General features: G+C 71.0%; 10 protein-coding genes. 2 read left to right on the top strand and 8 right to left on the bottom strand.

What is annotated here, in order from left to right:
• Positions 1-51 precede the first annotated feature (51 nt).
• Genes AC1MEQ_RS17920 through AC1MEQ_RS17890 form a run of 7 tightly spaced genes read right to left on the bottom strand, consistent with a single transcriptional unit; the run spans position 52 to position 10034 of the window.
• Positions 52-3138 (bottom strand): AAA family ATPase, encoded by a 3087-nt coding sequence (locus AC1MEQ_RS17920; protein ID WP_479792673.1) that lies wholly within the window; start codon positions 3136-3138, stop codon positions 52-54.
• Entirely contained in the window at positions 3135-4301 is a 1167-nt protein-coding gene (locus tag AC1MEQ_RS17915; protein WP_479792672.1) for an exonuclease SbcCD subunit D, read from the bottom strand. Before AC1MEQ_RS17915 ends, AC1MEQ_RS17920 begins: the two co-directional genes overlap by 4 nt.
• A gap of 58 nt (positions 4302-4359) precedes the next feature.
• Positions 4360-5472, bottom strand: coding sequence for an enolase C-terminal domain-like protein (locus AC1MEQ_RS17910; RefSeq protein WP_479792671.1), 1113 nt, complete (start codon positions 5470-5472; stop codon positions 4360-4362).
• On the bottom strand, positions 5469-7277 hold the full coding sequence (locus AC1MEQ_RS17905) for a thiamine pyrophosphate-requiring protein (RefSeq protein ID WP_479792670.1): 1809 nt from the start codon (positions 7275-7277) through the stop codon (positions 5469-5471). Before AC1MEQ_RS17905 ends, AC1MEQ_RS17910 begins: the two co-directional genes overlap by 4 nt.
• A 41-nt stretch (positions 7278-7318) precedes the next feature.
• Positions 7319-8944, bottom strand: a complete 1626-nt coding sequence (locus tag AC1MEQ_RS17900) for a GMC family oxidoreductase (protein WP_479792669.1) — start codon at positions 8942-8944, stop codon at positions 7319-7321.
• The gene (locus AC1MEQ_RS17895) at positions 8941-9561 is read right to left on the bottom strand and encodes a gluconate 2-dehydrogenase subunit 3 family protein (RefSeq protein ID WP_479792668.1); all 621 of its coding nucleotides are present in this window, start codon (positions 9559-9561) and stop codon (positions 8941-8943) included. Before AC1MEQ_RS17895 ends, AC1MEQ_RS17900 begins: the two co-directional genes overlap by 4 nt.
• Positions 9558-10034, bottom strand: a complete 477-nt coding sequence (locus AC1MEQ_RS17890; RefSeq protein ID WP_479792667.1) for a hypothetical protein — start codon at positions 10032-10034, stop codon at positions 9558-9560. The genes AC1MEQ_RS17895 and AC1MEQ_RS17890 overlap by 4 nt, the downstream gene beginning before the upstream one ends.
• Positions 10035-10224: 190 nt before the next feature.
• Here AC1MEQ_RS17890 and AC1MEQ_RS17885 point away from each other — a divergent pair, with 190 nt between their 5' ends.
• On the top strand, positions 10225-12018 hold the full coding sequence (locus AC1MEQ_RS17885) for a glycoside hydrolase family 15 protein (RefSeq protein ID WP_479792666.1): 1794 nt from the start codon (positions 10225-10227) through the stop codon (positions 12016-12018).
• 17 nt (positions 12019-12035) lie between these two features.
• Here the strand turns inward: AC1MEQ_RS17885 and AC1MEQ_RS17880 are convergent, their stop codons facing one another.
• Positions 12036-12293, bottom strand: coding sequence for a hypothetical protein (locus AC1MEQ_RS17880; protein ID WP_479792665.1), 258 nt, complete (start codon positions 12291-12293; stop codon positions 12036-12038).
• 122 nt (positions 12294-12415) lie between these two features.
• On the opposite strand from AC1MEQ_RS17880, the gene AC1MEQ_RS17875 reads away from it, so the two are divergent.
• On the top strand, positions 12416-13333 hold the full coding sequence (locus tag AC1MEQ_RS17875; protein WP_479792664.1) for an ADP-ribosylglycohydrolase family protein: 918 nt from the start codon (positions 12416-12418) through the stop codon (positions 13331-13333).
• Positions 13334-13342 lie beyond the last annotated feature (9 nt).

Genomic DNA, 13342 nt, shown 5'->3' with positions numbered 1-13342 from the left:
CCTCGATAGCGCGCCCGTCCCAGCCACCCGGAGCGCCCAACCCTTACCCCGCTATTCTACCGGGTCGGCCATGACCACCTGGGCCGTGGAGCCCGTGCGTTCCTTGCGGACGCGCAGCTGGGCGGGGATGCGCTGTTTCATCTCCGCGACGTGGCTGACCAGCCCGACGACGCGACCACCCCGGCGCAGCCCGTCCAAGGCGTCCATCACCATTTCGAGTGCCCCCTCGTCGAGCGAGCCGAATCCCTCGTCGACGAAAAGCGTCTCGATGTCTATCCCGCCGGACTGTTGCTGGATGACATCGGCCAGACCCAGTGCCAACGCCAGCGACGCCATGAACGATTCGCCGCCCGACAAGGTCTGGGTATCGCGCCGTTGGCCGGTCCAGGCGTCGAGCACGTTCAAGCCGAGTCCCGACTTGGCATTGCCCTTCGGGCTGTCGTCGTGGACCAGAGCATAGCGTTCCCCGCTCATGACCAGCAGGCGTTCGGTGGCTGCGGCGGCGACGGCCTCCAGCCGCGCGGCCAGAACGTACGTGGACAGGGTCATCTTGAACCGGTTCTCTCCGCCACCGCGGGCGAGCTCGGCAATCGATTTCACTGTCTGGTACCGCTGCAGCACGGCACCCTGGGCATCTTCGATCCGGCGGAGCTCGGCACTGCGCTTCTCGAAACGACCGGCATGGGAGCGCAGGACCGCCTCTCGCTGCAGGACGGAGTCGCGCACGGCGGCGGTCTCGGTCGCCGCCATCGAGGCAGCGTCCAACTGGTCCTGGTCCGGCGCGCCGATCCCCCGTTCGGCTTCGGTGTGGGCCGTGGCGACGGCATCGGTTCCGGCCAACGTCTCGATGCGCACGCCCTCGGCGGTGAACGCCTCCACTTCGGCCTGCGCATCGGTGCGCAGGACGGCATCGAGCAGGGCGGCGGACCATGCCGCGTCGTCGTCGAAGCCTGCCGCGGAGCGTTCGGCCTCCCACGCCTGCGCGGCGGCGGAGGCCATGGTCCGGGCCTCGTCGAGACCACGGGCCGCCCCAGCGAGGGCCTCGAGGGCCCGCCGCGCCCCGAGGATGCGGCCGTGTTTGGCTTTCAACGACGATTCCCCGCCTCGCAGGTCGGCCAGCCGGGCCTCCAGGGTGGCGACCCCGGTTGCCAGTTGCTCGATCCTTGCGGCCAGGACGGCCAGGGCCGCGGCCTCCTCGGCGTTGCCGGCACGCAGCCGTTCGAATTCCGTGCCGGCATCTGCCAGCGCGGCGCCGGCATGTTCTGCATCCCGGGCGCTGGCGGCCGTCACGGCCAGGTCCTCCTCGGCCGCGGCAAGTGCAGCGGCGGCTTCCTCGGCGGTCGACTCCCCCGCCTGTCCGGCGGCCAGCGATGCAGCGTCGCGGGCGTCTCGCAGCCGGGTTGCGGCAGCGGCCTCGGCCGCCTCGCTCGCGTGGGCGGTATCTCGTGCGGTTTCCTCGTCCTCCTCCTCTACGAGGGCGCCGTCGGCCAGCGAGGCAGGTGCCGGGTGCTCGATGGAACCACACACCAGGCAGGCTTGCCCGGAAACGAGTTCGCGGGCCAGCGCGGCAGCGGCTTGGGCCAGACGCGTGCGTCCGAGTTCGAGGAGCCGCTCACGGTCGGCCAGTTGGCGGTCCTTGGCTGCGGTCCAGGCCACGTGGGCTTCGGTGGCCGCCGCTTCCGCCATGGTACGGGCGGCCACTGCGTCGACCCGGCGCGAGGCGGCATCGCGTTCGGCGGTGAGCACGGGCAGTCGGGTGGCCGTTCCCGACAGGGCCTCGGCCCGTTCGCGCAGCCGGGGCAGCGATGCTTCCACCACGTCCTGCTTCGCTTGGCCCTCGGCATGCCGGGCCGTGCGCTGCTCGTGGTCGGCCGTCGCGGTGGCCAGTTCCGCCGTCCGTTCGGCCAGCTGCTGTTCATCGGGCAGGGCGGCAGCGAGTACGGCGGCTGCCCCGGTGGCCCGGGAGGCGGCATCTGCGGCGCGGACCGCGAGGGCGGCCTGCCCGGTCAGCGGATCCGTCGCGGGTTCCGCTCCGTCGGATGCCTGCGCCAGATATCCGGTGGCGAGCGCGTCCGAGCTGTCCTGCCGGGCCGATTCCAGTGCCGCCTCGGCACCTTCCACTGCCTGGGTGGCACGGCGTTGCGCCGTATGGGCTGCCATCAGCCCGCTGGCCCGGACGTCCAGGGCCAGTCGCGTCTCGACGTCGGCGATGTGTCCGGCCCGCTCGGAGTGGATGGTGCGCAACGTCCGGAGTTCGGCGAGGGCACGATGGCGTTCGGCCGCCTCGACGAGTCCGGTCGCGGCGGTCCGTGCCTCGGTGGCTGCGGTGTCGGCTGCCGTGCGTTCGGCCGCGAGCCCCATGGTGCGCTCGTGAAGGCGGGCGGCCAGCAGCCCGAGAAGGCCGTCGCTGCCGGCGTCCTCGCCGGTGAGTTCGCCGGGGAGCTGGGCATCGTCGTCGTACAGGGATGCCTTGCCATCCTCGATGAGCTGGGAGACGGCGGTGGCGCGGGTGCGCCCGGCGTCCTCGGCTGCGGCTCGGGCCGAGGCGAGCTCGTCGGTGAGCAGGGCCTCGACGCCCGAATACAGGCGGGTGTCGAAGAGGGTCTTGAGCAGCGACTCGCGTTCGCTGTCCTTGGCGCGCAGGAAGGCGGCGAACGCGCCCTGCGGGAGCATGGCGACCTTGGTGAATTCGTTCTTGCCCAGTCCGATGACCTCAAGCAGTTCCGCCGCGACCTCGTCGTTGCGGGTGGAACGTTCCTGCCATTCACCCTCCACGAGTTCGCGCAGCCGGCTCTGGGCCTGCGCCGTCGTGCTCTTGCCGCCCCCGCGCTTGGAGGGACGCTGCCATTGCGGGGAACGGCGGACCTCGAAACGGCGTCCGCCCGTGCCGAAGTCGAGCACGACCTCCGGTTCATCCGCAGGTCCCGCGTGGTCGCTGCGCAACGACTTCGACCCCTCGCGGGTGCCGGGCAGACTGCCATAGAGGGCGTAGCAGATGGCGTCGAGGACACTGGTCTTGCCGGCCCCGGTCTCACCATTGAGCAGGAACAGCCCGGCGGCCGACAGCTCGTCGAAGTCAATCGACTGGCGGTGGGCGAAGGGCCCGAACGCCGCGATCTCGAGGTGGTGGATCCTCATCGGGTCCCCTGCGAACCGGTGGCCTCGTCGAGGACGCGGGAGAGGAGTTCGGATTCCGGTCCGGAGGGCGGACGCTGGCGGACGTGGTCGACGAAACCGGTGCACACCTGCAGCGGGTTTTCGGCGGCGGCGAGCCGGTCGCGGTAGGTCCGCTCGACCTCCGCCGGCCGGCCCTCGGGTTCGAAGTGCAGCACCAGGGTGCCCGGGAAGCGGGTGCGCAGCCGCTCCATGGCCTGTGCCGGCCGGTCGCGGTCGGTCAAGGTGATCTGGCACCAGGCATCCTCGGCGTCGGCCAGCGAAGCGTCGCCCAGGAGGTCCTCGAGCCGCCCGCGCAACACGCGCAGGGCCTTGGCCGCGGGCCAGTCGACCGGTTCGATGGAGTCGATGCCGTCGGCGGTGACGTCCAGCAGCCAGGCGCCCTTGCGGTGGTTGGCCTCGGAGAAGGAATAGGCGATGGGCGAGCCGGAGTAGCGGATCGTCTCGGCCAGGCGTTGCCGGCCGTGCAGGTGTCCGAGGGCCGCGTAGTCGACGTCGGTGAATTCCTCGATGGGCACGATGTCCAGCCCGCCGATGCTCAGCTCGCGCTCCGAGTCGCTGGGTTGGCCGCTGGCGGCGAAGACGTGGGCCATGGCCAGCGAGCGGACCGGATGCGCTGCCTGCGAGCGCCGGGCGGCCAGGTCGGCGCGGACCCGCTCCATGGCGGCCCGGATGACCGGCTGGTGTCCGGGGGCGTCGACGCCGAGCGATTCGGCAACCATCCGCGGTTCCAGGTAGGGCAGCCCGTAGACCGCCAGGGTGAAGTCCCCGCCGTCGAGCAGGACGGGGGTGTCCAGGTCCGCGACCTGGGTGCGCAGGTGCAGGCCGGCGCGCTCGAGCAGGCGGGAGCCGAATCCCAGCCGCAGGGCCGAATCGTGGTTCCCGCTGGTGGCGATGACGGTGGCCCCGGCCTCGCTCAGCCGCACGATGGCGTCGTCGAAGAGGGTGACCGCGTCGACCGGGGGCAGCGCCCGGTCGTAGACGTCGCCGGCGATCAGCACGACGTCGACCTGTTCGGTGGCGACCGTATCCAGCAGGGCGTCGATGAAGCCGCGCTGGGTGTCCAGCAGCCCGGCGCCGTGGAAGGACCGGCCCAGATGCCAGTCGGAGGTGTGCAAGATGCGCATGGGCCAAGACTATCGAGGCGCACCGATGGTTGGGCCACCGGCGGGCGCAGCTGGGGATTCAGCCCGGTGCGGAGACCTCGTACGGTCGGGCGTCGGCCGCACGGAAGACCAGGCCCAGACCGGGTGCGTCCGGGGCGGGACGCAGCTCGCCCCCCGTGGGCGGCAGCGTGCCGTCGAAGAACAGGTTCTCGATGCGCACGTGGTCGTGGAACCACTCCAGGTGGCGCAGGTTCGGGATGGCGGCGGCGGCCTGCACGTGCACGTGCGGGGCGCAGTGCGCGGAAAGCTCGAGCCCATGGGCCTGGGCGACGACTGCCGCACGCAGCCACCCGGTGATCCCGCCGCAGCGGGTGGCATCGGCCTGCAGGCAGTCCACCGCTCCGGCATCGCACATCCTGCGGAAGTACCACGGGTCCCACCCGTACTCCCCTGCCGCCACGTCGGCATCGATGGCGGCCCGCACCTGGGCCAGGCCCTCCAGGTTGTCCGAGGAGACCGGCTCCTCCATCCAGGACACGCCCGCATCCCGGGCCGCCGCGGCGACCCGGATGGCCTGTTTTGCGGTGTAGCCGCCGTTGACGTCGACGAAGAGTTCCGCCGCGTCGCCGATGGCCTCCCGGGCCTGGCCGATCCGCTGGAGATCGCGGTCGACACGGGTGCCCCAGGATTCGCCGATCTTGATCTTGACCCGGGGGATCCCCTCCCCCGCGACCCAGCCTTCGAGCTGGGTGCGCAGCCTCCCGGCGTCGTAGGTGGTGAAGCCCCCGCTGCCGTAGACCGGCACCGTGTCACGGACCGATCCGAGCAAACGGTGCAACGGCACCTGGAGCAGCCGGGCCTTCAGGTCCCAGAGGGCGATGTCGACCGCGGAGATCGCGTACCCGCAGACCCCCGAAGCCCCCTGGTTGCGCACGGCGGCCAGCATGGCGGCGAAGGAACCGTCGATGTCCATCGCGTCGGCGCCGACCACGCACCCGGACAGGGTGTCGCGGACGACGGCGGCACAGGCAGGTGGCCCGTAGGTCCACCCCAGCCCCTCCCGGCCGCCCGCGCGGACGCGGACGAGGACCAGTGTCGTCGAGGACCAGGCCGCGGTTCCATCGGCCTCCGGTGCATCCGTGGGAACGGTGTAGACGGAGACCTGCAGGCCGGTGACCCCGGTGCCGGTCATTTGTCGCCGTGGCCCGGGTGCGGCAGCAGCTCCTGGGCCTTGGTCTTGATGCCCTGCTTGATGAACCCCCACGCATGCGGGTCGCCCTTGGCCACCGATTTCGCGGTGTCCATGGCCTGCTGCAGGGATGCGTGCGGCGGGATGGGCGGCATGTCGGGGTCCACGTGGACGTCGAGCACGGTGGGCCGGTCCGCGGACAGGGCAGCGTCCCAGGCCCGTCCCAGCTCCCCCGGCTCCCGGACGGTGATCGCGTTCAGCCCGATGGATGCGGCGAAGTCGGCATAGGAGATGTCGGGCAGCCGCTGGGACTCCTCGAACGTCGGGGCACCCTCGGTCGCGCGGATCTCCCACGTCACCTGGTTCAGGTCGTTGTTGTGCAGCACGCAGACCACCAGGCGCGGGTCCTCCCATTCCTGCCAGTACCGCTTGATGGTGATCAATTCGGCCAGGCCGTTCATCTGCATGGCCCCATCCCCGGCAAAGGAGATGACCGGCCGGCCGGGATGGCCGAACTTGGCCCCGATGCCGTACGGCACCGCAGGGCCCATGGTCGCCAGCGTGCCGGAGAGCGAACCGCGCATATCCCCCTTGAACTTCAGCTGGCGGGCGTACCAGTTGGCCGAGGAGCCGGAGTCTGCGACGACGATCGCGTCGTTCGGCAACCGCTTGGAGAGCTCGGAGAAGAGCCGCAATGGGTTGATGGGCTCGGAATCGACCATCGCCTCGGCCTCCATGACCTCCCACCAGCGGGAGACCTTCTTCTCGATGGTGGTGCGCCAGGCGCGGTCCTCCTTGCGTTCGAGCAGCGGGATCAGCGCCTGCAACGTGGCGGCGGCATCGCCGACGAGGTTCTCCTCGTACGGGTAGCGCATGCCGATCATCTTGCCGTCGAGGTCGATCTGCACCGCACGGGCCTGGTCGAATTCGGGGAGGAACTGCGAGTACGGGAAGCTCGAGCCGACGGTGAGCAGCGTGTCGCAGTCGCGCATCATCTCCCAGCTGGGCCGGGTGCCCAGCAGGCCGATGGACCCGGTGACATACGGTAGCTCGTCGGAGAGCACGTCCTTGCCCAGCAGCGCCTTGGCGACGCCGGCACCGAGCAGTTCGGCGACCCGCTCGAGCTCGCTGCGCGCCCCGCGCGCCCCTGACCCGGCGAGGATGGCGACCTTTCCGCCGTCGTTCAGGATCGCCGCGGCGCGCTTGAGCCCCTCCGGGTCCGGAACCATGGTGCCCTGGGTGATGCCGAGCGAGGACGGGACCATCTTGAAGTCGTGGGTCGGCGGGGAGTATTCGGCCTCCTGGACGTCGAGCTGGACGATGACCGCCGTCGGGGCGCGTTCGGTCAGGGCGACCTTGATGGCCCGGTCCAGCACGTTGGGCAGCTGCTCGGGGGTGGTGACCATCTGCACGTAGTTGTTGGCGACGTCCTTGTAGAGGCTGATCAGGTCGATCTCCTGCTGGTAGGAGCCACCCATGGCGGTGCCGTTGGTCTGCCCCACGATGGCGACCACGGGGACGTGGTCCAGCTTCGCGTCGTAGAGGCCGTTGAGCAGGTGGACGGCGCCGGGTCCGGAGGTGGCCATGCAGACACCGACGTTGCCGGTGAACTTGGAGTACCCGACCGCTTCGAAGGCGCTCATCTCCTCGTGGCGGGACTGGATGAACTTCGGGACCTCGGCCGGGTCGGCCTGCGACCACGCGGCGATGATCCCGTTGATCCCGTCGCCCGGGAAGGCGAACACCTTCTCCACGCCCCATTCGCGCAGGCGCTGGAGCAGGTACGTTGCCACGGTTTTCTTGGACATTTGGATGGTCCTCCTTCGGGGATCGGTCGGTGCCGGGGCGCTCAGCGTCTGCCGGCCAGTTGCCGGGCGGCGCGTGCCGCGACGGCCATGATGGTCAGGGCGGGGTTGGCGCTGCCCTGGGTGGGCAGCACGCTTCCGTCGGTGATGTAGAGGTTGTCGACCGCGAAGCTGCGGCAGTCGCGGTCCACGACGCCGGAGTGTTCATCGGCCGCCATGCGGGCACCGCCGACCAGGTGGGCGAAGCGCTGGATGGTCAGGGTCTCGCTGGCGCCGGCGGCGTTCAGGACCTGCTCCATCGTTCCCTGGGCGGCCTCGATGAGCTGCCGGTCGTTCTGGCACAGCGAGTAGGAGAAGTTCGCGACCGGCAGCCCGTTCCGGTCGGTTTGCGGATCCAGCGTGACCCGGTTGCCGGGTTGGGGCAGCAGTTCGCAGAGCGCCCCGAGGCTGGCCCAGTGCACGTAGTCGGTCATCCGCCGGCGAAGGTCCGCGCCCCAGTGGCCCTGCGCGGTGAGGTGCTCGGACCAGGTGACCGGCAACGGGGAGACGGTCTGGATCGAGTACCCGCGTTTGTAGGGTTTGGCCGGGTCGGTCTCGTAGAACTCCTCGCAGCTGACCTCCGGCGGCGGTGACTTGTACATCCGCACCTCCTGCTCCATCCGCCCGGCGGTCTGCGGGGCCCCCTGGACCATGAGGTAGCGGCCGACCTGGTCGTGGTTGTTGCACAATCCGTCGGGGAACTGCCGGGTGGCCGAGTTCAGCAGCAGCCGCGGCGTCTCGATCGAGTAGCCGGCGACGATGACCACCCGCGCAGGCTGGAACTGCGCGACGCCGTCGTGCATGTATTCCACGCCGGTGGCGCGCCCGCTGTGCTCGTCCACGACGATCCGGGTGACCATGCTGTCCGCCCGGATTTCCGCGCCGTGCTCCAGCGCGTCGGGGATGTGGGTGATCAGCGGGGAGGCCTTCGCGTTGACCTTGCATCCCTGGAGGCAGAAGCCCCGGTAGATGCAGTGGTTGCGGTGCCCGAACCTGCCGTTGTTGATGGCCACGGGGCCCACGGCGGTGCGCAGCCCGATGGCCTCGGCGCCGCGCTGGAACGCCTCGCCGTTGCCACCGACCGGGTGCGGCCGGTGCGGGTAGCGGTGCTTGCGGCCCCACGGCCAGGGCTCCCCAGCCACCGGCAGTTCCTGCTCCATCTGTGCGTAGAACGGGTCGAGATCGTCGTAGTCCATCGGCCAGTCGGCCCCCACGCCATCGCGGCTCAGCGTGTTGAAGTCGCTGGGGTGGAAGCGCGGGGCGTAGCCGGCGAAGTGGACCATCGACCCGCCGACGCCGCGGCCGGAGTTGTTCGAGCCCAGCGGAACGGGGTCGGAGCCGGAGATGACCCGCGGTTCGTTCCAGAACAGCTGGTGCGAGCCGGCCTCGTCGGAGACCCAGTCGGCGTCCGGGTCCCAGAACGGCCCGGCGTCGAATCCGATGACGGACCAGCCGGAGCGCGCGAGCCGCTGCAGCATGGTCGATCCGCCGGCCCCGCAACCGATGACGACGGCGTCGACGGTCTCGGAGGTCGCGTAGCGGCGCATCCGGGCCCGCTGGTCATGGTCGGTGCTGGAGCCGTCGGCGGGCAGCAGCCAGGCCGAGGCGTTGCGTTCACGGACCCCGCTCATGCGTGCGGCTCCGATCCCTGTTCCGGGTGCACCTGGGCCACTTCGAAGGGCTCGCGGCGGTCCAGCCCGGCGTTCTTGTAGCCGCGCGGGAAGGCGGGCCCGGGGAAGCCGATCTCGTTCCAGGCGCTGGGGTGCGAGTAGAACGCGGAGCAGACGTAGCGCATCCACATGTTCCAGATCTCCGCGGCCCGCAGGCCGTGCCACAACCCGCTGCCCAGCGCCTGGAGGGCCCGCAGCACGGATTCCTGTTCCTCCAGCGTGCAGTCGGCGAACCCGCGCCCGTGGGCGGCGACGGCGTCGGCGTCGAGGTGGCGCAGGGACTGCCGCCAGGCCTCGTCGTCGTGGGGCAGGTCCTCGTGGTGCCACCCGTCGGTGGCACCGGTGGCGAGCCGATTCTCCACCATCTCCAGCACGGGGACCCGCGGCTCCTCGTGCTGGCCGGTGAGCTGGTTGGCCAGGGCGGCGGCGGCACGGCGTTCGATGCGGCTGAAGAAGGATCCACCGGGGGGCTGTTCCAACCGGTCCTCGACGAGTTTTCGCGTTACGGGGTCCCAGTGGTCCGCTTGTGCCATCACGTCGAAGCCCGGGAAGCGGGGGTAGGGCAGGGCCGTGCTCATGCCTCGCGCCTCAGGATGGCGGCCAGCAGTCCCATTCCGCCGACCAGGGTCACCAGCAGCGGGGCCAGCAGGGGCGGGCCCATTTCCATGTTGTAGCGGAAGTTGCGCCATCCACCAGGCTTCTGCCCGATGCCGCGGGCGTGCAGGTAGACCCCTTGGAGCCCGTTGGCGACGATGAGCGCCGACGCCACGGGAAGTGCGGTCTTGGCCATGCGGTGGCTGCAGAACCCGGCGATCCCGGCCGCCGCACCGATCGGGCCGCCGATCACCGGCAACCACATGTTCGGGTTCCCGAAGCTGGCCTTGTCGTGCTCGAAGTAGATCTCCACCGCCGTGATGACCGAACCGGCAGCGGTCAGTGCCGAGAGGCTGCGCTCGAATCTGCCGGTCTCGACGTTGCGGATCATCCGGTCGATGCCCCGCAGGGCCTGCGGCGGGGCTGGACTCGGACGGTTGGGTTCCAGGAGTTTCACCGGTGCACCTCTTCCTGCGTGTCCGGCGTCCGGCATCCCCAACGCACAGTGGATGGCCATTGGTTTCAGGTGCCGTCGCCGACATTTTCCACACTAGGCCCGCCGGCTGGGAACCGGCTAGCAATTGCGCCATCGCGGCCTTTGGGCTCTGGGCATTGCGGCATTTCCGCCGTCGTCCATAGACTCAGGCATGGCCGACACGACGCATCCCAGACAACATCCGCCGGAAGTCCTGCGCAACTATGCGCTCGTGGCCGACGGCGAGCGCGGTGCCCTCATCGGGCCCGACGGCGATGTGGCGTGGATGTGCGCGCCCCGCTGGGACAGCGATGCGGCATTCTGCGGGCTGCTGGGCGGGGACGGCATCTTCTCCGTCACCCCCGCCGACGGGCGCTTCGTGGCCCACGGGTGGTATCTGGACGGCAGCCTCGTCTGGCGCAGCCGCTGGCAGTTGGACACCGGCACGGTCGAGTGCGACAACGCCCTGGCGTTCCCAGGGGACGGCGAGCGCACCGTGTTCCTGCGACGGATCCGGGCCGTGGACCATCGGGTCCGGGTCCGGGTCGAGCTGGACGTGCGTGCCGGATTCGGCCGACACCGGATGACCGCGCTGTCCATGCACGACGGCATCCGCACCGGGCGCTCCGGGCCGTTGCACTTCCGCTTCACCGGGGCCCCCACGGCACGACGGCGGTCGCAGGGCCCGCTGGTCCAGATCCTTGACCTGGAGCCGGGGGAAAGCCATGATCTGGTGCTCGAACTCGCCACGGGGGAACTGACCGGCCCGGTTCCGGATCCGGAGGCCAGCTGGTCGGGGACACGCACTGCCTGGCAGTCCGAGGTCCCCGCGTTGGAGCACGTCCTGGCGCCGCGCGATGCACGGCAGTCCTACGCCGTGCTGCGCGGCATGACCTCGGCGAGCGGGGCGATGGTCGCCGCGGCCACGACGTCGCTGCCCGAACAGGTGAACGAGAAGCGCAACTACGACTACCGCTACGCCTGGATCCGCGACCAGTGTTTTGCCGGGCAGGCCGTGGCGGCCTGCGGTCCCTACCCGCTGCTGGACGATGCGCTGCGTTTCATCTCGGCCCGGGTCCTCGCCGACGGCGAGGACCTGCGTCCGGCCTACACGGTCGACGGGGGCCCCGTCCCCGACGAGGAGGACCTGGACCTGCCGGGATACCCCGGGGCCCCGGCCCGGGTGGGGAACCACGCACATCTGCAGCACCAGCTCGACGCCTTCGGGGAGGCGCTGCTGCTCTTCGCCGCGGGCGCCCGACACCATCGGCTGGAACCGGAGCATTGGGAGGCGGCGGAGGTCTGCGTCCAGGTGGTCTCCCGACGGTGGAAGGTACCCGAGGCCGGGATCTGGGAGCTGGACAATCGGGGATGGACGCATTCGAAGCTGATCTGCGTGGCCGGGCTGCGTTCGCTCGCGGCCCATGCACCGGCGGCCGAGGCCGCGCAGTGGACCGCCCTGGCCGATGAGATCACTGCAGGGGTCTCGGCCGATTCCGTGCATCCCTCGGGTCGGTGGCAGCGCTCGCCACAGGACCCGCGCGTGGATGCCGCCCTGCTGCGTCCGGCACTGCGCGGGGCGGTCCCCCCCGATGACCCGCGCACCGCGGAAACCCTGCGGGCGGTCCAGGCGGAGCTCTCCAGCCAGGGCTACCTCTATCGGTTCCGCCACGACCAGCGCGAATTGTCCCAATCCGAAGGGGCGTTCCTCCTGTGTGGATTCGACATGGCGCTGTCGCTGCACCAGCAGGGCGATCGTGCCGAGGCGCTGCGCTGGTTCGAGCGCAACCGGTGCGCCTGCGGGTCACCGGGCCTGTTCACCGAGGAGTACGGCGTGGAGGAACGCCAGCTCCGCGGAAACCTGCCCCAGGCCTTCGTGCACGCAGCCATGCTGGAGGCCGCGGCCACGCTGGCCGATGAGGCGACCGGACACGACCAGCCGAGCTCCGGCGCACCGGTTCCCTAGCCCACCACGGCCCGCGCTCACGGCCCGGCCCCGACGGCGAACGCGATAACCGTGTCCAGTGGCTTTCCCGTCTCCACCATCTTGGCGAACCGCAGCGGGCCGCTGATGCCGCCGGCGGCGGTGCCGATGGCATAGAAAAAGGCGATTGCCAGGGCCCGGGTCTCCATCGGGATGACCTCCGAGACCGTCAGGTAGGCCGAGCTCGCCCCGGCCGAGGCGAAGAACAGGGCCACGGCCCAGCAGGCCGTCAACGTCACCAGTTCCGAGCGTGGCATGGGCCCTCCTGTCGACTTGCCCGACAGCACCAACCACCCGTCCTGCCGGCTGCCGCGAGCCTCTGCCCGCCGGTGCGGCCGCTCAAGGAAATCCGCACGTCGTGCCTCGATAGACTGTCCCGGTGACTTCACCGCAGCAGGACCTCGAACCCCGTCCCGACTTCGCCGACCGTGTCCTGGCCATCCTGCAGGCGAGCGCCGGGGGTGCGGCCCGGGTCCGCCAGGACACCCCGGCCGGGACCGTCTCCGGGGTCGGCGAGACGGAGACCCTTCAGTTGTTCCTGCTCGACGGGTTGCTCGAGGCCGTCGAATGGGCCAACGACGGGGTGGCGGCCGACGAGGCCGCCTGCATGTGGCTGGCCGGCCTACGCTGGTACCGCACGGTCACCGGCGCCTTTCCCCCGGGCTCGCCCGAACCGCTTCCGCGCTGGATCGACCACGCGTTCGAGCCCGTGCAGCGGCTCGCCCCCGCCGACCCGCAGAACGTGCTGGGCTTCTCCCAGCCGGAGATGGCCAGCACCGGCCGACCGGCCTTCCCCGCGGCCGATGGCCCCGGGGTCCTGCCCCGCGCGGCGGCGATGGCGTTGCTGCCCCGCGTCGATGCGGACACCACGGCACGGATCGCCACCGACGCCGCCGCCCTGACCCACGGCTCCCCCGGCGCCCACCGCGCGGCCGGCCTCGCCGGACGTGCGGTCCGCGCCGGGCTCGACCTCGGTCCAGCGGCCCCGGCGCGCTGGGCGGAGCTGCTCGGGGACACCGGGAACGACGACGGTGCCTCCCTGGCCGCGCTGCGCTCGGCGCTGGCCGCGGCGATCGATGAGCTGGCGGGACCGAGCACGGGCACCCGCGATGCCACCGCCGTCGTGCATCGCCTGCACGGGGACGTGGACGCGGATACCGCGGCCTATGCCGCGGCCCTCGTGGCCTCCGCGGCCGGCCATGAACCGGGCTCCGATGGCCCCGCGCCCGGTGCCGGGCCGGTCATCGCACAGATGCACCGGCGGTGGGTCGAGGCCGTGTTGGGCACCGCCCCCTAAGCCCCGCCG

The organism is Arthrobacter sp. ASL1, assembly GCF_056680475.1.
The sequence above is the reverse complement of the archived record's forward strand: the minus strand, read 5'-3'. Positions and strand labels throughout refer to the sequence as shown.

Excerpts from the sequence above, each read along its gene's own strand:
- AC1MEQ_RS17920 (WP_479792673.1), bottom strand. The coding sequence starts at position 3,138 with ATGAGGATCCACCACCTCGAGATCGCGGCGTTCGGGCCCTTCGCCCAC.
- AC1MEQ_RS17915 (WP_479792672.1), bottom strand. The coding sequence starts at position 4,301 with ATGCGCATCTTGCACACCTCCGACTGGCATCTGGGCCGGTCCTTCCAC.
- AC1MEQ_RS17910 (WP_479792671.1), bottom strand. The coding sequence starts at position 5,472 with ATGACCGGCACCGGGGTCACCGGCCTGCAGGTCTCCGTCTACACCGTT.
- AC1MEQ_RS17905 (WP_479792670.1), bottom strand. The coding sequence starts at position 7,277 with ATGTCCAAGAAAACCGTGGCAACGTACCTGCTCCAGCGCCTGCGCGAA.
- AC1MEQ_RS17900 (WP_479792669.1), bottom strand. The coding sequence starts at position 8,944 with ATGAGCGGGGTCCGTGAACGCAACGCCTCGGCCTGGCTGCTGCCCGCC.
- AC1MEQ_RS17895 (WP_479792668.1), bottom strand. The coding sequence starts at position 9,561 with ATGAGCACGGCCCTGCCCTACCCCCGCTTCCCGGGCTTCGACGTGATG.
- AC1MEQ_RS17885 (WP_479792666.1), top strand. The coding sequence starts at position 10,225 with ATGGCCGACACGACGCATCCCAGACAACATCCGCCGGAAGTCCTGCGC.
- AC1MEQ_RS17880 (WP_479792665.1), bottom strand. The coding sequence starts at position 12,293 with ATGCCACGCTCGGAACTGGTGACGTTGACGGCCTGCTGGGCCGTGGCC.